This is a genomic window from Magnetococcus sp. PR-3, from assembly GCF_036689865.1.
Taxonomy (GTDB): domain Bacteria; phylum Pseudomonadota; class Magnetococcia; order Magnetococcales; family Magnetococcaceae; genus Magnetococcus.
Genome location: NZ_JBAHUQ010000009.1, coordinates 131,287 through 150,044, shown reverse-complemented (window position 1 = coordinate 150,044; position 18,758 = coordinate 131,287). Strand labels below are relative to the sequence as shown.

At 53.4% G+C, this 18,758-nt stretch carries 22 protein-coding genes; 14 read left to right on the top strand and 8 right to left on the bottom strand.

The features are described 5' to 3' along the window. Positions 1-186 precede the first annotated feature (186 nt). The 3 genes from V5T57_RS07770 to V5T57_RS07760 all read left to right on the top strand — a co-directional run bounded on the left by V5T57_RS07770 (position 187) and on the right by V5T57_RS07760 (position 1,425). Entirely contained in the window at positions 187-501 is a 315-nt protein-coding gene (locus V5T57_RS07770) for an STAS domain-containing protein (protein ID WP_332890620.1), read from the top strand. A gap of 154 nt (positions 502-655) precedes the next feature. Beyond that, complete coding sequence (locus V5T57_RS07765; RefSeq protein WP_332890619.1) at positions 656-970, top strand: STAS domain-containing protein; 315 nt, start codon at positions 656-658, stop codon at positions 968-970. 140 nt (positions 971-1,110) lie between these two features. Then, positions 1,111-1,425, top strand: a complete 315-nt coding sequence (locus tag V5T57_RS07760; protein ID WP_332890618.1) for an STAS domain-containing protein — start codon at positions 1,111-1,113, stop codon at positions 1,423-1,425. A 10-nt stretch (positions 1,426-1,435) separates the two neighbouring features. Here V5T57_RS07760 and V5T57_RS07755 read toward each other — a convergent pair whose 3' ends face one another. After that, the gene (locus V5T57_RS07755) at positions 1,436-2,350 is read right to left on the bottom strand and encodes a KamA family radical SAM protein (RefSeq protein WP_332890617.1); all 915 of its coding nucleotides are present in this window, start codon (positions 2,348-2,350) and stop codon (positions 1,436-1,438) included. A 209-nt stretch (positions 2,351-2,559) separates the two neighbouring features. On the opposite strand from V5T57_RS07755, the gene efp reads away from it, so the two are divergent. Genes efp through V5T57_RS07740 form a run of 3 tightly spaced genes read left to right on the top strand, consistent with a single transcriptional unit; the run spans position 2,560 to position 4,658 of the window. Beyond that, positions 2,560-3,123, top strand: coding sequence for an elongation factor P (gene efp / locus V5T57_RS07750; RefSeq protein WP_332890616.1), 564 nt, complete (start codon positions 2,560-2,562; stop codon positions 3,121-3,123). 5 nt (positions 3,124-3,128) lie between these two features. Next, complete coding sequence (gene epmA / locus V5T57_RS07745; protein ID WP_332890615.1) at positions 3,129-4,079, top strand: EF-P lysine aminoacylase EpmA; 951 nt, start codon at positions 3,129-3,131, stop codon at positions 4,077-4,079. Between the two features lie 18 nt (positions 4,080-4,097). Then, positions 4,098-4,658 (top strand): thioredoxin family protein, encoded by a 561-nt coding sequence (locus V5T57_RS07740; protein ID WP_332890614.1) that lies wholly within the window; start codon positions 4,098-4,100, stop codon positions 4,656-4,658. Between the two features lie 224 nt (positions 4,659-4,882). On the opposite strand, the gene nhaA is transcribed toward V5T57_RS07740, so the two are convergent. The 4 genes from nhaA to mnmA form a co-directional block, all read right to left on the bottom strand. Beyond that, positions 4,883-6,082 (bottom strand): Na+/H+ antiporter NhaA, encoded by a 1,200-nt coding sequence (gene nhaA / locus V5T57_RS07735; RefSeq protein ID WP_332890613.1) that lies wholly within the window; start codon positions 6,080-6,082, stop codon positions 4,883-4,885. 783 nt (positions 6,083-6,865) lie between these two features. Next, entirely contained in the window at positions 6,866-7,738 is an 873-nt protein-coding gene (locus V5T57_RS07730; RefSeq protein WP_332890612.1) for a hypothetical protein, read from the bottom strand. Positions 7,739-7,819: 81 nt separating this feature from the next. Next, the gene (locus V5T57_RS07725) at positions 7,820-8,314 is read right to left on the bottom strand and encodes a cyclic nucleotide-binding domain-containing protein (RefSeq protein WP_332890611.1); all 495 of its coding nucleotides are present in this window, start codon (positions 8,312-8,314) and stop codon (positions 7,820-7,822) included. Positions 8,315-8,411: 97 nt separating this feature from the next. After that, a complete protein-coding gene (mnmA, locus tag V5T57_RS07720) occupies positions 8,412-9,488 on the bottom strand; it encodes a tRNA 2-thiouridine(34) synthase MnmA (RefSeq protein WP_332890610.1) in 1,077 nt (358 codons plus the stop codon). Positions 9,489-9,598: 110 nt separating this feature from the next. Between mnmA and V5T57_RS07715 the strand changes: the two genes are divergently transcribed. The 3 genes from V5T57_RS07715 to V5T57_RS07705 all read left to right on the top strand — a co-directional run bounded on the left by V5T57_RS07715 (position 9,599) and on the right by V5T57_RS07705 (position 13,098). Then, positions 9,599-9,895, top strand: coding sequence for a cupin domain-containing protein (locus V5T57_RS07715; protein WP_332890609.1), 297 nt, complete (start codon positions 9,599-9,601; stop codon positions 9,893-9,895). 166 nt (positions 9,896-10,061) lie between these two features. Beyond that, positions 10,062-10,811 carry a hypothetical protein gene (locus V5T57_RS07710; RefSeq protein ID WP_332890608.1) on the top strand — a complete coding sequence of 250 codons (750 nt, stop codon included), beginning with the start codon at positions 10,062-10,064 and terminating at the stop codon, positions 10,809-10,811. A 226-nt stretch (positions 10,812-11,037) separates the two neighbouring features. Continuing rightward, the gene (locus V5T57_RS07705; RefSeq protein ID WP_332890607.1) at positions 11,038-13,098 is read left to right on the top strand and encodes an AAA family ATPase; all 2,061 of its coding nucleotides are present in this window, start codon (positions 11,038-11,040) and stop codon (positions 13,096-13,098) included. Positions 13,099-13,115: 17 nt separating this feature from the next. Here the strand turns inward: V5T57_RS07705 and V5T57_RS07700 are convergent, their stop codons facing one another. The 3 genes from V5T57_RS07700 to V5T57_RS07690 form a co-directional block, all read right to left on the bottom strand. Beyond that, positions 13,116-13,748, bottom strand: a complete 633-nt coding sequence (locus V5T57_RS07700; protein ID WP_332890606.1) for an H-type lectin domain-containing protein — start codon at positions 13,746-13,748, stop codon at positions 13,116-13,118. An 88-nt stretch (positions 13,749-13,836) separates the two neighbouring features. Next, a complete protein-coding gene (locus V5T57_RS07695) occupies positions 13,837-14,655 on the bottom strand; it encodes a fused MFS/spermidine synthase (RefSeq protein WP_332890605.1) in 819 nt (272 codons plus the stop codon). A gap of 3 nt (positions 14,656-14,658) precedes the next feature. Further along, on the bottom strand, positions 14,659-15,060 hold the full coding sequence (locus V5T57_RS07690; RefSeq protein ID WP_332890604.1) for a hypothetical protein: 402 nt from the start codon (positions 15,058-15,060) through the stop codon (positions 14,659-14,661). A gap of 144 nt (positions 15,061-15,204) precedes the next feature. On the opposite strand from V5T57_RS07690, the gene V5T57_RS07685 reads away from it, so the two are divergent. From V5T57_RS07685 to V5T57_RS07665, 5 genes are all read left to right on the top strand, one after another. Continuing rightward, entirely contained in the window at positions 15,205-15,666 is a 462-nt protein-coding gene (locus V5T57_RS07685) for a CBS domain-containing protein (RefSeq protein WP_332890603.1), read from the top strand. A gap of 140 nt (positions 15,667-15,806) precedes the next feature. Beyond that, positions 15,807-16,841, top strand: a complete 1,035-nt coding sequence (locus V5T57_RS07680; protein WP_332890602.1) for an aminoglycoside phosphotransferase family protein — start codon at positions 15,807-15,809, stop codon at positions 16,839-16,841. Continuing rightward, the gene (locus tag V5T57_RS07675) at positions 16,841-17,548 is read left to right on the top strand and encodes a nucleotidyltransferase family protein (protein WP_332890601.1); all 708 of its coding nucleotides are present in this window, start codon (positions 16,841-16,843) and stop codon (positions 17,546-17,548) included. Before V5T57_RS07680 ends, V5T57_RS07675 begins: the two co-directional genes overlap by 1 nt. A gap of 191 nt (positions 17,549-17,739) precedes the next feature. Continuing rightward, positions 17,740-18,387, top strand: a complete 648-nt coding sequence (locus V5T57_RS07670; RefSeq protein ID WP_332890600.1) for a protein-L-isoaspartate O-methyltransferase family protein — start codon at positions 17,740-17,742, stop codon at positions 18,385-18,387. A 151-nt stretch (positions 18,388-18,538) separates the two neighbouring features. Continuing rightward, positions 18,539-18,754 (top strand): hypothetical protein, encoded by a 216-nt coding sequence (locus tag V5T57_RS07665; RefSeq protein WP_332890599.1) that lies wholly within the window; start codon positions 18,539-18,541, stop codon positions 18,752-18,754. Positions 18,755-18,758: the final 4 nt, after the last annotated feature.

The following is an 18,758-nucleotide window of genomic DNA, read 5'->3' as shown; positions in this document are numbered from 1 at the left end:
GGGTTTGTGCAGAAAATGTAACCTTCCAGATGCTTAAAGCTTGATTCTGGATAAGAGCTCATGCCATAAAGTGTGTTGGGTTATGTATCAAACCGACTAAACCGTTGCCTTAAGGGATCTCTATCAAGGCTCGGCGGTATGGTTTGGCGAAGTCAGTTAGATCACTGTAGATGAGGGGTGTGGACAATGACATTCAGCGACGCTGGGGAGATTCTGGTCACCCAGAGTGATAGCGAGACGGTGATACGTGTACGCGGTCGCTTTAACGTGCAGCAGCTGTTTGAAGTGAATAATATTCGCCCTTCAGACCACGCAGGTCATAAGTATATTATTGACTTGGCTGAGACAGAGTTTCTGGACTCTTCTGGTATGGGGATTATCTTGCGCTTGCGTGAACAGGTTTCTGGCACTCAGGAGAATATGGTGATCCGTAAGGCACGGCCAGAAATTCGTCGTCTGCTGGAGACCGTGCAGTTTGATAAATTATTCACCATTCTTTGACCTCGGTTAAGGTTTGGTTGGGGGTTATAAACGGGGTGCCCATAAGGGTGCTCCGTTTTTTGTTTGTGTGGGGATAAAGGTTATCTTTGGCTGGATTTTTACCCTAAAAAAGCGCATCCTTTTCTATTGGAGGGATGATTCCAGGGAGAGATAGATGAGCTTTACAGACAGTGGTTCCATGCAGGTCACACAAACCCCGCAGGAAACCCTGATCGTGGTACGTGATCGTTTTAATGCCAAAGATCTTTTTAAGCTGGGTGACTTGAAGCTGCCAGGTACCCCCAATCATAAGGTGATCGTGGATATCGGTGCGGTCAAGTTTATGGACTCCTCATCTATGGGGATGTTGCTGCGCTTAAAAGAACAGTTGGGCGCAGCCGATCGTGCGATCCATTTACGCCGTCCTAGTCAGGGTGTGCGCGAGATGCTGAACACCGTCAAGTTTGATCGGTTGTTCACCATCGGCTAAACAATTTTTTAGTAGCATGGATGAGTCAGCTTTTTATGGTTGAGGGACCTGCAAAAGCGACTTGTATTTTTCTTAATGGTTTGGGGTGGTCATGGATCTCCCACCACACAAGAGGGCAGGCGTTATTCGTCTGGGGCAACATGGCTTACACCGAAGGCGGTGAGATTGAAATTATTGAAGATCCACAGGAGACTGTGGTTAAAATTCATGTGCGCTTTACCGCAAAACAGATGCATGCCATTGATCGTTTAAAACCCTCCAGCAATCCTGCCCATCGTTTTGTGGTGGATCTGAGTACAACCCGCTTTTTAGATTCATCCGGCATGGGGTTTATGCTGCGTCTACGTGAGCAGGTTGAGGGCAGTGCGCATAACCTGCGGATCCGTGGCGCCAGTGCTGAAATGCGTCAACTGCTGGAGGCCGCGCAGTTTAACCGTCTGTTCAAAATCGAATAATCCATCCTCGTTAAAACCACTGAATAGGCTCTTTACCCGGTAGGTTAGGCCGCTCTCGAACCAGTTTTGGTAGGGCGTAGCCGGGGAGTTGCTGGTGCAGGCTGCGCATCAATGTCGCGGCCTGTTGTTCATCGACTTCAAAATGGGCAGCCCCCTCAACGGCATCGAGCAGATGCAGGTAGTAGGGCATGACCCCCAGTCCAATAAGATCCAAGCTTAAGTTGGCCAATGCTTCGGTTGTATCATTGACACCTGCCAGTAAAACCGACTGATTAAGCAGTAAAAATCCCTGTTCTCTGCACTCTCTAATGGCAGCTTTGCTCGCCTGGGTTAGCTCTTGGCTATGGTTGCAATGCATGACCATGATCACCGTTTTTTTGGTCTCTGTCAGCGCATCCAGCAGGGGTTGGGTGATGCGTGCAGGATCGGCAATGGGTACCCGGCTATGAATGCGTATCCGCTCAATATGTGCAAGGGTACTCAGGCGTTGCATCCACCACTGCCACTGATGCAGGGGCAGCATTAAGGGGTCTCCACCCGATAAGATGAGCTCTTTTAGGCTGGTATCCTGTTCCAGGTAGGTCAGGAGTGCCGTTTCTGTGGCATGATCCTTCGGGGAGGTGACCGCACCATGGCGCCGAAAACAGTAGCGGCAGTGCACAGGGCAGGCGTCAGTCAGGTGCAGTAGGGCGCGGCCCTGGTACTTATGGACCAAACCGGGCATGGGGGAGCTTGCGGCCTCTTGCAGGGGATCTTTTTCGTAGTGGTTTGGGCTCTGTAGCTCTTGAGCATCTGGCCGGAACTGACGGGCAATGGCGTCATCTGGTGCATGGTTGCAGGCCGCCATGTTGGGGGTGATCAGCATGGGAAATTGGTGGTGCGCCTGTTTTTCCTGGGTACTAAGCCGGGTTGAATCAAAGGGCATGTTTGGCTACCGATGGCGGGTAAGGGGTAAGAATAAGGTCCCGTATAGCACGCTGTTAGGTCCAGGTCCAGTTGTGGTGGCTATGGGGTGGAGAAAGCACCCGCTTTTATGGTATCTTTTCTGGCTTCTTAGCTAAGCACTTTATGCACGGTGCCGCCCGCCGGGTGTGCCGTATCCAGATAGAACGATCCGTTCGTAGAGGAACACCGATGTTATCCCATACAGAAATGAAGCAGGGTAAGCGTATTCTTGTTGATAATCAGCCCTGGATTATTGTGAAAGCCGACTTTGTAAAACCTGGTAAAGGTCAGGCGTTTACCAAAATTAAAATTAAAAACCTGATGGATGGTCGGGTGATCGAGCGGACCTTTAAATCCAGTGACAGCGTGCCCAAGGCCGATGTCATGGATACCGACATGCAGTACCTCTACAACGATGGTGAAATGTACCATTTTATGAATCCCGCCACCTACGAGCAGGTCGCCCTGACCGAAAAGCAGGTTGAGGATTGTAAAAAATGGCTCAAAGAAAATGAAACCTATGAGGTGACCTTGTGGGAAGAGCGGGCCATCGCTGTCGTACCCCCCGCTTTTATGATCCTGGAAATTACCGAATGTGAGCCCGGCGTGCGTGGGGATACCGTCACAGGTGCTACCAAGCCAGCTGTCGTCGAGAGCGGCGCGGCGATTAAGGTTCCTCTGTTTGTGGAAATTGGTGCCCGGGTTAAGGTCGATACCCGTTCTGGTGAGTATATGGAACGGGCCAAGAGCTAAGCTTGGTGACGGCGACACCCTGGCAACCGGGTATGGATCGTGCGCAGTTGGCGCAGCGTGCCCGGTTGCTGAGCCAACTGCGCAGCCATTTTGAGCAAACAGATGCGTTGGAGGTGGATACACCGATCCTGCATCATGCGCTGGCACCTGAAGAGCATATTGAGCCCATCCGTTGCCAAGATGGCGCCCTGGAAGGGTATCTGCACACCTCGCCAGAGACCTGTATGAAGCGTCTTCTGGCGGCGGGTAGTGGCGATATTTACTACCTGGGTAAAGTGTTTCGTAGTGAAGAGCTGGGACGTCTGCACAACCGTGAATTCACCATGTTGGAGTGGTACCGGGTAGGGTGGACCCTTGACGCGTTGGTGACAGAGACAGCCCAGCTGATTGGAACGGTTCTAGATCTGCCGATCTCTAAGCCTTTAAGCTATGCCGATGCGTTTACCCAGGCTGGCGGACCCAACCCCCACACCGCCTCTTTGGCACAACTGCAACAGTGGGCCAAGACCCATCGCCTCAGTTACCCCGACGGGCTGGTGCGTGAAGAGCTGATGGACTATCTGCAAGCGGAGTTGGTGGAGCCCCGTTTGCCCCCTAAAGCCGTGGTGGTGGTGGATCGCTTTCCCGCACAGCGGGCCGGTATGGCGCAGATCGATCCGGGGCCACCTGCCGTTGCCCAGCGCTTTGAGATCTATGTTAATGGTGTGGAGCTGGCCAACGGTTATCTGGAGTTGACCGATGCTGTTGAGCAGCGGCAACGCTTGGAGTCGGTTAATAGACGCCGCCAACAACAGGGGTTACCTGCCATTACCATGGATCAACGCTTCTTGGCGGCTCTGCAGGCTGGCTTGCCAGCGGTTAGTGGGGTGGCATTGGGGGTTGATCGCTTACTGATGTTACAGATGGGGGCAGAGTCCTTGGATTCTGTCATGCCCTTTACGCAATCGCGGATTTAATACAGAGGGAAACAGATCATGGTTCTACTGCACACCCCCCCAGGGGAGCTGGGCGCTCAAGCCGCTCCTTTTGAGCTAACCGGTACCGATGGCAAAGTACACCGCTTGGAAGATTATAAAGATGCCAAGGCGCTGGTGGTGATGTTTATTTGTAACCACTGCCCTTATGTGTTGGCGGTTGAAGAGCGGTTAATCCGCTTGGCGGAGAGTTTACAATCCCACAACATCGCTGTGGTGGGCATTAATAGCAACGATGCCACCAACTACCCCGATGATAGCTTTGAAAACATGTGTCAGCGCTCAGCGGAAAAGAACTACACCTTTGACTACCTCTATGATGATAGCCAGCAGGTTGCCAAGGCCTATGGGGCGATCTGTACGCCGGATTTCTTCATCTACGATGGGGCACAAAAACTACGTTATCGAGGGCGGCTGGATGATGCACCGCGTCACCCTGCTCAGGTGAGTAAAGAGGAGCTGAAGATTGCGGCCATCGCCATTGCGGAGGGTAAGCCCCTTGCCCAGGATCAGCATGCCTCCATGGGGTGTAGCATTAAGTGGAAGCCTGAGAACGTTTAAAAACGCTTAGATTGAGCACCAAAAAGGGCATGCTTTGGCATGCCCTTTTTGGTGCGCTTAGTACGGTCAAATGGGCGCTTTAGGCCGTGCTTTCACCAAACGCCTTAGCCAAAATCAGCATGCTACCATAGGGTGTCGCATAAAGTGGAAGCCTGAAGAACGTTTAAGAACGCTTAGGTTAAGCATAAAAAAGGGCATGCTTTGGCATGCCCTTTTTGGTGCGCTTAGTACGGTCGAACAGGCTCTTTAGGCAGAACTTTATGGAGATAGAGGTAGCCGATGATACCCGATAAAATGGAGCCCGCTAAAATACCCAATTTAGACTGCATCATCTCAGGCGAACCCGCCACTTGGGTCATGCCGCTTTGCTCAAAGGCAAGGGTGCTGATAAACAGGCTCATGGTAAAACCAACCCCACACAAGACCGAAATCCCATAGAGATGTTTCCAATTGCAGGAGTCCGGTAGTTTGGTTAAGCCCATTTGAACCATGATCCACACTGCACCAAAGATCCCCACCTGTTTGCCCACAAACAGCCCTAATGCGATACCCACCGGCACCGGATGAACCACTTGATCCCAGGAGATACCCTGTAGGGAGATGCCCGCGTTGGCAAAGGCAAACAGAGGTAAAATACCCAACCCCACGGTGTTTTGTAGATCATGCTCCAGTTTGATTAACGGTGGGTGTTTGCCAGATAAGGTGCGGTAAGGGATGGTAAAAGCCAAAACCACCCCGGCCAGCGTGGCATGTACCCCCGATTTAAGCATCGCCACCCATAAAATGGTGCCAAACAGCAGGTAGGGGAACACACTGCTGACATGCAGCCGGTTCATAAGTAGCAACATGACCAGTGTACCCCCTGCCACCATTAAGGAGAGGGTAGAGAGGGTGTCGGTATAGAAAAAGGCAATAATAATAATGGCGGCCAGATCATCCATAATGGCCAAAGTTAACAGAAACAGCTTTAAGGTCAGTGGCACCCGTTTGCCCAACAGCCCCAAAATACCCATGGCAAAGGCAATATCCGTTGCGGTGGGAATGGCCCATCCGCGTAAGGCTGTACTGTCGTCCAAATTAAGGCTGGCATAGATCAACGCGGGAATGGCAATGCCCCCAACCGCACCTGCCGTGGGTAGAAGAATATTTTCAGGGCGGCGCAGAGGACCGGTCAGGAACTCCCGTTTAAGTTCGAGCCCAACCAGCAGGAAAAAAATCGCCATAAAACCATCGTTAATCCACAATAACAGAGGTTTGTGGATCTTAAAGGCGCCTATTTGAACGGCGACAGGCATGTTCAGCAGGCTGTCGTAAAGGGGGTTTAAATCTGAATTTTTAATGGCAAATGCACACAGAGCGGCCAAAAAAATGAGGATGCCACTGCTCGCTTCGTTATGTCTGATTTTTTGTAGAATACGATGCATTGATTTCCTCCACGCCGTGTGGAGCCCATTCCCCATATTGGTTTAAATGTGATAACCAAGCCCCTTCATGGGGCGAACTACGGTCACGTTGCACCCCATGCTCTTGGTGGTGCATGGGATGTTTGGCGACCTCTCAACCCATCTAAAAGGCCACAAGCCTTGGAGCGCCAGGGTTATAAAAAATTCCCTATGACCCGATTGATTATAACCAAAAGATGGCATGAATTGAAGGACGACAGCTGCTAATGGGGGGGGGCTTATCGGTGAAATCCCTTTTAAGGTATGGTTTTTAGCCGTTGGGCTTCAGGCTTCATGTTCTTGAAGCTGGGGGGGCGGATAGCTGTGCACAACCTAGGGTTTTGCCGGGATTATGGTGGGGATGGCCTCCAAAAGTGGGGATGCCGCTGTTCCTCACGCTGGGGGGGCGTAGAGGGGGGGGCTGTTCTACCCTGGTCTCCGCCTGCAAGGAGCATTTAAGCTGAGTGATCTTGAGGGGGAGGGCGGGTAAGCTGGCGGTAGGCACCGAGAGGGGGCATGATCTTGGCTGGTGTCTGCACGGAGGTTACGCCACCAAACGTACCGAGCCGATACTTTGGTGTTTGAGGGGCGCCGTACACAACGATCTTGGTGTCGGTTGGGGCGCTTGTGGCCTAGGTGGGGTGCGGCTGATCATTTTATGGATAAGGATCAGCGGGGCTGGTGGGGGGCTCCTGGTAGCCCCGCCCGCAGGCGGAGGTGCTTCCCTTGTTGGGGGCTTCTCTTGGTTGGGCGATTGTTTGAGGGTTAGCGGGCAACGCGCTTCAGCAGTTTTTTCACCGGGGCGTAGATGCCATCCAAGTGGTGACTTAAAGAGAGAATGGACATATCTGGATAGCGGGCGGGTAGAACAAACTGCGGGTGGTGGGCCTGAATACGTCCATCCGCCTGCACCAGCAGTGTGTAGGCCGCATGGGCAGCAGGTTTAATGGGCTGTTCTTCCCACAGTTTGGTGAGTAAATCATCATGCCCTTGGGGGACCAAGCCATACAGTGTGGTGCCCTGTTGGGGAAGGTGGAGCTTATAAAGCCGCTTAACCTGGGTGTGGTATTTTTTTAAACTGGCCTCAACCGCCGTCACAGCGCTGGCGTGGCTGGGGTGTTTGGCGACGGTGTAGAGATCCTCAACCCCATAGGCCAGAGGGGTTACCCTAAGATCGGCAATGCGCACAGGCTCATAACCCTGTTTCATGCCATACGGCACGCCCTGACCCAATAGCTGGGTTAGATCTGCTGTAATGGCCTGAGCTTGGGTAATGTTCATGTGGTAAAGGTGGCTACGCCACATGGGGTTGGCTAGGGAGACAATGGAGCGACGCCCCTGTTTAATCACCCCTATTTGTATCACCGTCCCAAAAAGCGCCGTGGGGCTGCTCATGGCCCAATCCTGTAGCCATGCGGGTTTATAGAACGCCATGATACGTAGATCTGGGTTGATATCTACAAACCCCAATCCCCGATATCCCGCCGCCGAGAGCTTGCGCGCCACAGCATTGGCTGTATCACTGACCGAACCATAGGGCTCATCCAGCTTTAGGGAGGGGGAATAGCGCTCTTGTGCCTGGGCAACAGGGCTTAAGAGCAGCAAGCAAACAAAAACAGAAAAAATTAAACGTGTCATGATTTGGGTACCCAAAACAGAGAGAAGCATCCCGGCATGATGATCAGAGCCACAGGGTGTGTCAATTTGAAAAAAGTTGGGTCACTCCCCTAGTTTGGCTTGGCGCAGTGCCTCAACTAGGGTGGTGTTGATCTGTTTTTGTTTAATAAGGGCATCGTTGGTTTCATCCTGCCGTTTGATCAGAATATGCACCAGCTCTTGAATAATCTTTAGCTGCAAGGAGGTTTCCAACCCGTGCATGGTGGCCTCATTAACCCGAAAAGCCGTCAGTTCCGAGGTCGCAATGACATTGGCGTTACGGGGGCGTTGGGCCAAAAAGGCCAGTTCACCCAAGACGGCACCATCCTTAACCTCGGCTAAAATAGCGTTTGGTGCTGTGTTGGTGGTGACTTTGGCCGTTCCCCGCATAATGACAAACAGGGTGCCATCATTCTCTCCATCCCGGCATAGATGCTGATCGGTGGAGAAGGTATCAAACAGATCATCCTCTTTAGCCAGCAGGTTGGCCCGCTCTTCAGGGCTAAAACCCCAGAAAAAAGGGATCTGTTCCAGTAGCTTGAGCGAAAGTGACTGCATAAGTGATGATCCCAAAGCTGGCAAACGAAGGTCTAACGTCAATTAACTTCAAGGATTTTAGCAAATTAGCTGCAATTCTTAAAGTCAGGGGTTGGGCTTACTTAATCCAGCCTCCACCCACAACCCGGTCCCCGTGGTAAAAGACACAGGCCTGCCCAGGGGTCACCGCCCGTTGGGGGTGATCAAAGGTGACCGTCACTTCCCCCTCAGGCCCCGGTACCACCTGGGCTGGAACAGGGGGGGAGGCATAACGAATTTTAGCCTGTGTGGTGAAGGGAGCGGTGGGGGGGGTGGGCTCTAACCAGTTAACGGCTGTCAGGGTGAGCTCTGTTTTAAGTAGTGCATCAGAGGGGCCGACCACCACACGGTTCTGCTCGGCATCCAGCTCCAGCACAAACAGCGGGTGGGGGTGGGCAATGCCCAAACCTTTGCGCTGCCCCACCGTATAACGTCCCAAGCCTTTGTGTTGCCCCAGTTCATGACCGCTTTGGTCCACAATGGGACCAGGGGTTAGGAGATGCGGAGCCTGTTTGGCAAAAAAGGCGCTGTAGTCTCCATCGGGCACAAAACAGACATCCTGCGACTCCTGTTTATCTGAGAGGTGCAGGCCAAAACGTTGGGCCAATTGCCGGGTTTCGGACTTATCCATAGCCCCTAAGGGAAAACGCACATGGGCCAACTGCCCCATGGTGGTGGTAAAGAGGAAGTAGGATTGATCCTTGGCTGGGTCGGTACCCCGCCAGAGTTGGGCGTTGCCCTGGGCATCCTCTTTACGGATGGCGTAGTGGCCGGTGGCCAAAAAGTGCGCCCCCAGGCTTAAGGCTTTTTTGAGTAACAGATCAAACTTTAAGACCTGGTTGCAGCGTACGCAGGGGTTGGGGGTCTGCCCCGCGGCGTAGGTCTCAATAAAGTCGCTTACCACCGCTTGGCGAAAATCCGCCTCATAGTTCACCACATAAAAGGGTATACCCAGGGTCTGGGCAACCTGACGGGCGTCATACACATCATCCAGTGCGCAGCAGCTGCGTGAGCCTGGTGCTTTGGGGGTGCTGTGATCCCAAAGCTGCATGGTCAGGCCTATAACTTCATACCCCTGTTCCACCAAAAGCGCTGCGGTAGCTGAGGAGTCCACGCCACCAGACATGGCAATGGCAACACGTTGGGGATTCGACATGATCAGGGGTCCATAGAATAAAAAGAGCGGATACCGTTTGCTATTGTACGAAAGCACGCAGGTTGGAACAATGAACACTCTGTTCTCTGCACTGTAAACAGGAGCGATTGATGACCATTGAGACCTTTAAATGGCCCGACCAAGCCACCATGCAGCACCAGATGCAACAGTGGGGATACTATCCCATAACGTACCACTATGCACCCGGTACCTACTTTGCGCCCCATACCCACCCGGTGGATAAGATTGTTGGGGTGGTGGCAGGGACGCTGCATATTCAGTTGCAGGGCCACACCCAACAGCTTGGCCCCATGCAGGGGGTTAAAATTCCAGCCCATATGCGCCACGATGCGGAAGTGATCGGGCAGGAGAGCGTTGTAAGTGTCGATGCTATGGCGCAATTGTGAGGGAATGAGAGAAAAAAGGGTGGCGTCAAGGGTTTTTGAGACAGTATTTTGGCGAAATTGTGGGGGTGATGAGAAAAGATCCTTTATCTAGGCTGCTCTTGGACGATTGCTCAAAGTTGGTATTGCAGTTGCTATTCTTACCGGTACCTCCCCAAGGATGGGGAAATTGAGATGGCAATACCATTTTGCGCAAAGCTGGGTTATTTCACTCCGCCAGTTGCGCCTTTTCCGGTCGACCAAAACGGTCAACGGCATGAGGGTCATGATGAAAAGCAAAAATAGCTCCCTATCCCAACCTTCTCTCAGTCGTGGTGGTGCTGGACGTGCCCGCCTACGCGCCAGTTATGATAAAAGCTTGGCCGAGCGCACGCTGCCCCGTCAATCACTCTCAGGTGACGAGAGTGCGCCACGTACCCGTCGTGAGCCCAGCATTGAGACGCGTAATCGCCGTCCGGCCGCGGATGCACCGGCCAAAGCCCGTTCGGCGGCTGGTTCCTCTGCCAAAGCCCGTTCGGCGGCTGGCTCTTCTGCTAAAAGCCAGAACCATGGTTACCGCCCCGCCAGTGTGGATGGGGTGCGCCATCAAATTCAGGAAATTTCCACCCGTGCCACCGATGAGCGGTTGGAGTGTGCCATTCCTCTGCTCGAGAGCCTGCGTATGGCGCTGGCGCTGGATCGTGCAACCCACCAGACCCCTCCAGGTACCTTAACGGTTAAAGGGTGGAGCTCGCTGTTGGGTAACTGGGAAGGGCATATCCAAAAAAGTCGTGCCCGCCAGATGATGTATACCAAAGCCTTTTTTGATGAGATCGCGGAAGATGGTGATTATAAAGGATCACCTTTAGAGCCGATTTTTCAACAGCTTGTCTTGGTGATTCAAAGCACGCTGGAACAAAAAGGTATGGTGGCCGCCTGATCATAGATACAGCGGGAGTGCTTGGCGCTCTCCTTGTTGACAAAAGGTACACCACAAGCCGGGAGGAGGGGATTGCCTCGAGCTTGGGGTGTGCCTTTTTGTGTATGTGCAGAGGTAAAAAGTGGTTTTGGTGGCCATGGTGGTGGACATCTATCCTGCAATAGCGGCAATATGAAGGTTTGATTAAAAAAAAGGTTGTTCTCTTATAGAGGGATCTGTGGGGATTATGTCAGAAATGGTCACGCAGCAGGCGGAGTCTTCAGCTCAAGAGGTTCAGGGGTGGTACCCGGGCCGTAGTTTTGAGAAGAATCGCCGTGCCCTGATCCAGGCTCTGGAAGAGGGGGGGCGTGTGGTCACCCTAACCGGCGCGCCTGGGGTGGGCAAAAGCTATCTGCTGCACCATCTTGAGCAATGGATCCCCCCTCACAGTAGCTATCTGCTGCTGGAAAACCCCGGTCAACCTACCGATACCTTTGTCCATGAAATCTCCGCATCCTTAGCGGCCCAGCAGCGTGACCGTAACATCAACTCCCCTTTGTGGCAGGATAACCGAGATCTGGTCGCCGCCATTCGTGTGCATCTACAGTCTGGCCATGGGTTGGTTATGGCCATTGATCAGGCGCACTTGTTAAAGGGTGAAAATCTTCGTTTGATCCAATCTGTTCTGGCCATTGACCCCCAAAAGGGGCGGTCGGTTCAGTTGGTACTGAGCGGTCGCCGTCAGCTCCAAGAACAGCTTGATACCCCTGAGTACCATTTTTTGGACAGCCAAGTGGATAAGCAGCTACGTTTGGGGCTGTTTGGCAGTCGTGATGTTGAAGGCTATGTGGGCTACCTGTTAGAACAGTTAGAGATGGCGGCGTTTTATCAGTTTTCCCCTTCCGCTTACAAAGTGCTGGAGCGGTATGGGGGGGATAATCCCCGCAAGCTCAACCGCTTGATGAATCAGATTATGATTAAAGCACGCCAATGGCACGTTACCCGTATTGGGGGCGGGACCATCCATGAAGCGCTGGCCAGTGAAGAGGAAAATTGGCGCTTTAAGGCTATTAGCCGTTGGCTAAAAGGCTCTCTGCGCTGGATATTGCTCCCGGTCGCAGGGTTTGTGGCGGGGCAGTTGTTCCCCATCAATCTGTTTAACCCGGCATCTTGGGGAGATCCCTCCGCGGTTATACAGCCCAGTGCCGCCATGCCGATCCCTTCTCCCCAGAAGGTGGCCCCCATGCACCCTCTGTCGGAGCCGGTATCACCCCTGTTGGAGCCGGAGGGGCTGGTTCCCATGGAGCCTCTGCCGACACCGATTAATCCTGAACAAGTACGGCAGAGGGCCATTCAAGCTGCTGTAGAGGCCCCGTTGGCCATTATTAAAGCGGTGCCTGCACCCCGAATGATTCTACCGACTGCTTCTGTACCACAGCGGGTGGCCGAACACGTGCCCTCTGAGACGGTTGATGCCGAGCCGCCGACACGGGTGACCGTTGACACAGAGGTGGAAAAACCACCGGCAGCGGTTGGTTCTGCCTTAAAAACCCGGTCGAAGCCCCCTGCACCTGAGCAGGTGGTGGATGCGCAGCCGGTCACCAAGCCTGTTGTGGTTGAACCCTCCTCTGCCAACGCTACAACCACGCCGTTAAAAACCACCCCGCAGCGCGCCAATCAACCGGTTGCGGCGGGTGTGAAGCCTGCCAAGTTGGTCCCGGTTAAAGTGGTGGTCTCCCAACCACGATCGACACCGCAGGAGCTGACCAAGCGCACAGCTGAAGCGCCATCCCAGACCGCTTCTGTTACCCCAGAAGGGTTGCAGCCACCGGATGCGGCGCTGGCACAGATTACCGTCGTGTCACATTCTCTGTTAGAGATGCAACCACCACCGCGGCATCAAGCACCCGACACCGGGGGGGCTTTGGAAAAAACCAATCTGGCCACGGCGATTGGTCGGCCAGAAAGCGCGGCGGTTGTGGAGTTTGGGCAGGAGAGCCCGCAGGCGGTGCAGGATCCTATGCCTGTAACGGATGGGGGCTTTCTTTTGGTCTCTTCAGGGGTACACTCCCTTGAAAAACCATATGTTTTGCAGTTCGGTACCGTTAATAAAATTATTTTTGCTGAATCTCTGGCCGATAAAGTGCGCCAAGCAGGGGTGGAGCCCTTTATCCATAGCTCCCAGCGTAAGGGCAAAAAGCTCTACTCGGTGCGTTTGGCTTTTGCCTCCAAACAGGAGGCAAAGAGCAAAATGCGTGCTTTGGAGCGCAGCCACGGTTTGACCCCCATGCTGTTGGTGATCAAGTAAGTCCGTTCGGGCTCTGCTTATTTCTGCACCGTTTTACCCAGTGCCATCCACCCCATGCTAAGCTGCTCCATCCGCTGATCGGACTGGGTTGTTACCACCAGTTCAAAGCTTTGAGCGGTCACCTTTTGTGCGGCAACCTCTAAGGATGACAGTTTTTTCTGCCCCAGTTGCAAGCCCTGTAGCCCAACCATTACTTGGGGGGTGTGGGCAAAGGGTGGGGTGAAATTGATTTTCTGGCGGTAAACGCGGGTTTTGGAAAACAGGTTGGTTAGCGACCAGCGGGTATCTTTTTTATCAATCTGTAAGGTTCCCTGGGCGCTTTGTAGCTGTTGGGTGGGTAGCTCGGCAATACGCTGTTGCAGGGCTGTAATGGTTTGAGGAAGCTGTTTTTCCAGCTGTTGCAGACGGCTGGTCAGGGCTGCGGTGGTTGCTGTTTTTGAGCGTTGGGCAATCTGCTCTTCCAGTTTGGCCATCTGTGCCTGCAGTGCCTGGTTAGGGTCAACCTTTGGGGTTGGCTCAGCGGTGTGGCCAGCTTGGGGGGCGGAGGCTGTAGGGGTGCTCTTCCAGTGATTAACCCCAGTAATGATGGCCACCAGCAGAACCAGCAGTATGAGGAAAGCAACGGCATAGGCGCCAAACTGTTTAAGCATAACCAATCATCCTGGGTAAGAGCATAAAACGCCCATACTGTGCTTAGAAATGCATGGGTATGCAACCCCTGCTCTGGTGGGGTGGGGATTAGGCGTTTTGGGTAAGGACTTTGGCCACACGTTGCCACATGCTGTCATGAATAGGCTGTGCACGCTCTAAAAGCGGTGTAAAATTAAGGGGAAGCCTTTGAGAGAGCCCCTTGGCATGGTGGACCGTGGGCTTGTATGGGGGCTGGGCTGGGCGCTTAGGGGTGGCAATAAGAATAGCATTTTGGGAGCGGGCAACCGGTATCATCCACCCCTGTTCAGGGTAGGCGATTTTCCAATTTTCCAACGCTTCTTGAAAATGGGGTTTGTTACCACGGGAGACATTGGCGGCGATCACGCCACCCGGGGCCAAGTGGTTCTGACAGGTTTTTAAAAACGGGGGTTGATAGATGCTGGTGACCAGCCCGTGGGAATCAAACGCATCCAGCAAAATCAAATCATAGGGGCTCTGTTTGGGCTCCCCTTTATCAAAAAAGTGTGCGCCATCCCCCAGATGCACCGTGAGCTGTTGGTGACCCTTGGGAAGGTGAAAAAAGTCCTGAGCCACCGCCAGAATGTGGGGGTCATACTCCACCACTTCCACATGGGCCTGGGGGGTGTTGTGCAGAAAAAACTTAACCAGCGACCCGCCCCCCAACCCAATGAGCAATATGCGTTTGGGAAAGTGGGGTAAAAACAGCAGGGCCGACATCATGTGACGGGAGTAGGGCAAAAAAAGAAAACTGGGGTCGTCCAACAACATGCAACTTTGGCGTAGGTGAGAGCCAAAGGTCAGACAGCGCAGGCCATCTTTCTCAATGACCTCCACGGTGGTACCGCGATGCCGCTGTTGATAGATGATGTTGGAGGGGTGATCCACGGGTTAAGGCCCTTCACCTGTGGCTTCGACCTCCATACGCTCCAGGTCGGCCAGGCGAATTTGTCGGCCATCGGTGGTTAAAAAATCCCGGTGGTGGATATCCTTGGACTTGGCCCGGTAGGTGGAAACCTCCCCCGATTGACTGTTAATAACGCGGATCAGTTGGATCTCTTGCCCCTCTGCCCAGCGGTTGTAACCCATAAAACCCCCCATGACCAGAATGGCGGCCAATACCCCCAAACCCAGGCGGCGGGCATTCCGGTTATCCTGCTCGGCCTCTTTTGCTGCAGCAATACGGCGGGGTGAGGGGGGGCGATTCTCCACCTCTTGCTTGCGTGCGTGCAGGCGTCCTGTGCCGTAGACGCCGCCAATCACCAGCAGAATAATCAAAATTTTACTTAACATGGGGGGTAACCACCGTCTGGTGAAATTGAATGCAAGAGTCAAATAACGTACCATGTGAATGGGGGGTGTGCCAAACCGGTGTGAAGAAAAAATGCTGGTCTGCCGCATACCTCAAGGCCACACGCCCACTTAGGAGCTGAAATTATGACCTTGAAAGCCCGTGAATTAATGAATCAGGACCCCAAGACGGTAACCGTGGATGCGACGGTGCATGAAGTTGCGATACTGTTGGCACAGAAGAGTATTTGTGCCGTGCCAGTATTGGATGAAGGGGTGTTGGTGGGCATCATTACCGAAGGAGATTTGATCGACCGCGTTAAGCAGGTCCATCTCCCGACGTTAATTAATATTCTCGATGCGGTGATCCCGATTGGTGGGAACCATCAGTATGAAGAAGACCTGCGTAAGGTAGCGGCCTGTAAAGCTTCTGAAATTATGACCCCGACCTTGATCTCTGTGGATCCGGAATCGGATCTGACCAAAGTGGCCACGGTGTTGGGTGAGCAGCACATCTCTGTTGTCCCGGTGGTGGGTGAGGGGCGTTTGTTGGGGCTGATTGATAAAAGCGATGTCATTCGCGGTATGCTCCAGAGTAATGATGCCTAAGCCTACTATCTAAAGTCGGTACCCTCCTGGAGGGGGGCCGCTAAGCTACAAATCGCCACCCTCTACAAGGGTGCGGGTGGTCCATCGCGCAGAGTGACCTCTCGTACCCTTTTCGTCTGTTGATAGGCATCAGGAACATCATGTTGAATAACGCCTTGTGCGCTTTTGTCGCCAAACATTGCTCAGATCATCTCAACATTATCAAAGTGGCGGGTGATGCCTCGTTCCGCAGTTATTATCGGGTGCTGCGTCAAACGGGGCCTTCTCTTATTGTGATGGATGCCCCGCCAGATAAAGAAGACAGCCACCCCTTTGTCGCCATTGCCCATTTTTTGCGGCAGCATGGGGTTAAGGCCCCTGACATTAAAGTCTGTGACTTTGAACAAGGGCTATTTTTGTTGGAGGACTTTGGTGATCTGACCTTTGCCCGTGCCTTGGAAGAGGGGCAAAACGCTCAAACCTTGTATGGGGCTGCGGTGGATACCCTGTTAACCCTACAAGCGTCACCTGCAACGGGTCAAACCATTGCCCATACCCGTGCGTTTGATGAAGAGCTGTTTGCTTACGAGGCGGACCTGCTCACCGCGTGGTACATACCCGGTGTCATGGGGTATACCCTCTCTGAGACAGAGCAGGCTGCTTTTAAACAGGTGTTTGACCAGTTGCTGGCGCCCCTGCTTGAGCAGCCTCGGGTGTTGGTACACCGGGACTACCATAGCCGTAACCTTATGTGGATGGAGGGTGCGGTGGGGGTGATTGATTTTCAGGATGCGGTGATGGGCCCCATCACCTATGACCTGGCCAGTTTGCTGCGCGACTGTTATGTCGCCTGGGATGCCCCCTTCCGCCATGAGGTGATGAAGCGCTGGCTGGAGGGGGCCAAAACCCAACTGGGTTATGCGCCAGAGTGGGCTGAGTTTGAACAGGCTTTTGATTGGATGGCCATACAGCGCAACCTAAAAGCGGTGGGGATCTTTGGCCGTTTGGCGCTGCGGGATGGCAAGTATGCCTACCTGGATGATGTGCCCCGGACCATGGGCTATGTGCGTGAGACCCTTAGCCGCTACCCCCAACTTGCTGAACTGCAACGTTTGTTGGAGCGTGCCATCCCTGAAGGGCAGGAGCCCTCTTCGGTAGAGGTGGCGGCTCGGCAGACCCAGAGTGGGGTTGCTTGATGGGGCTCGATTTTCCAGCCATGATCTTAGCCGCTGGCAAAGGCACCCGTCTGGCCAGCTGGACGGAACACACCCCTAAACCCTTGGTTCCTGTGGCGGGAGAGCCGGTTATTTTTCTGACCTTAGCGCGTTTGGCGCGTCTGGGGTTTTCCCGCGTGGTGATCAATGCTCATCATCTGGCTGAGCGTTTGATCGATGCGGTGGGGGATGGCCAGCGTTGGGGGTTGCAGATCCAATGGTCCAGGGAGTCTGCTTTGCTGGAGACCGGCGGTGGCGTTTGTCAGGCTTTGCCGCTGCTGGACGCCCCTCAATTTTTGGTCATTAATGGCGATGTGGTTTGGGATCTGGATCTTCGCCCCATGTTGCACATGTTTAATCCAGAGACCATGGATGCCCTGTTGGGGGTGGTGCCCAACCCCACCGATGGAGGGGGGGATTTTTTGCGGCACAGCTCCGGCCAGTTGCAGCGGGGGCGTGGCCTGCCCGGCAGTTTGACCTATAGTGGTATTCAAATGTTATCCTCCCAAGCGTTGCAGGGTTATGCTGTGGCCCCTTTTTCTCTCAACCGGGTCTATGATGCCGGAATTGAAAAACAGCGCTTACACGGGGTTTGCCTCGACGGTTTTTGGGCTGATATGGGCACACCGGAGCGGTTGGCCCAGACGGAAAAACGTTGGCGGCAACATCAACCTGTAGTGATGGCCTGAATCGAACAACGAAATGACCCTATCGTAAAAAGTTTGACCAATGGCCCATAAAGCGGGTTTGGATTGCAATTGACCACCCTGATAGGGTAGAAGTTCTAGTGGCTCTAGTTTAGGGGCAAGCCCCCTGCTAGAATGGCCCTCTAAAAAAATTGACAGATATTCGTTACCCAGACGATGAAAAGGGGATAGTGATGGATTTTGCACTGGCGCGGACCAACATGGTGAAATCCCAGGTGCAACCACATGAGGTCATTGATGAGACCCTGCTTGGTTCCATGATGGTGGTGGAGCGGGAGCACTTCTTCCCTGAAGATCGCCAATTCATGGCCTATTCCGATATGCCTGTGGCGATGTCTGAGGGACGGCGTTGCCTAACCCCCATGCAGATCGCTTGGTTGATTAAATCAGCCAAAGTGACCGAGAACACCAAGGTGTTGTTAATTGGTGCAGGTACCGGTTACGAAGCTGCCCTAATGGCCACCATGGGTGCCAAAGTATGTGCCCTGGAGTGTGACCAAACTTTGGCCAGCAAAGGTGAGAGCCTGACCAAGGATATGGATGTCACCTGGAAAGTGGGTGATCACAGTCAAGGTTGGGCCGATGCCGCCCCCTTTGATGCCATCATTCTGACTGGTGCGGTGGAAGAGATGCCGGCAAATTTGGCCAAGCAACTGGACGCCTACGGAACCATGATTGCGGTGGTTGGTATGGCCAGTGAGCCTACCATGAGCGCCACACGGATCGTTGGCCCCACCGGCTTGCACCATCCTGAGAAGCTGTATGAGACGCGGATTGACCCCCTTCCTGGCTTTGCCCAGGATGAAGGGTTCCAACTGTAAGAATGCCCCCATTGGGGTGTGGCTAAACTTTGGCCTGTAGATTGCTGTCTAAATTGCCGAAGTTACAGTAAACGGATATACTGAATACAAAGGGTTTGCTGGTAACGGCACTTTGTATGGGCCAAGGATCACACCTTACGAGGGTCACCTTATGAACCGCATCGCTGGAGCCTCAGACGGCTATAACGCCATGGTCACCAATACCCCGGTTATGTGGGTGGCCTTGGGTTTTTTGATTATTCTGGCTTTTTTTATGGGTGGCTACTTGGTCATGCGTATGCTTGATCGTGCAAAGCGCCAAAAGAAGCGGGAAGAACGGGATATGGCGAAAAATAGTCGGCGTAAACGACGGCCGCCACCCCAGTAATGAA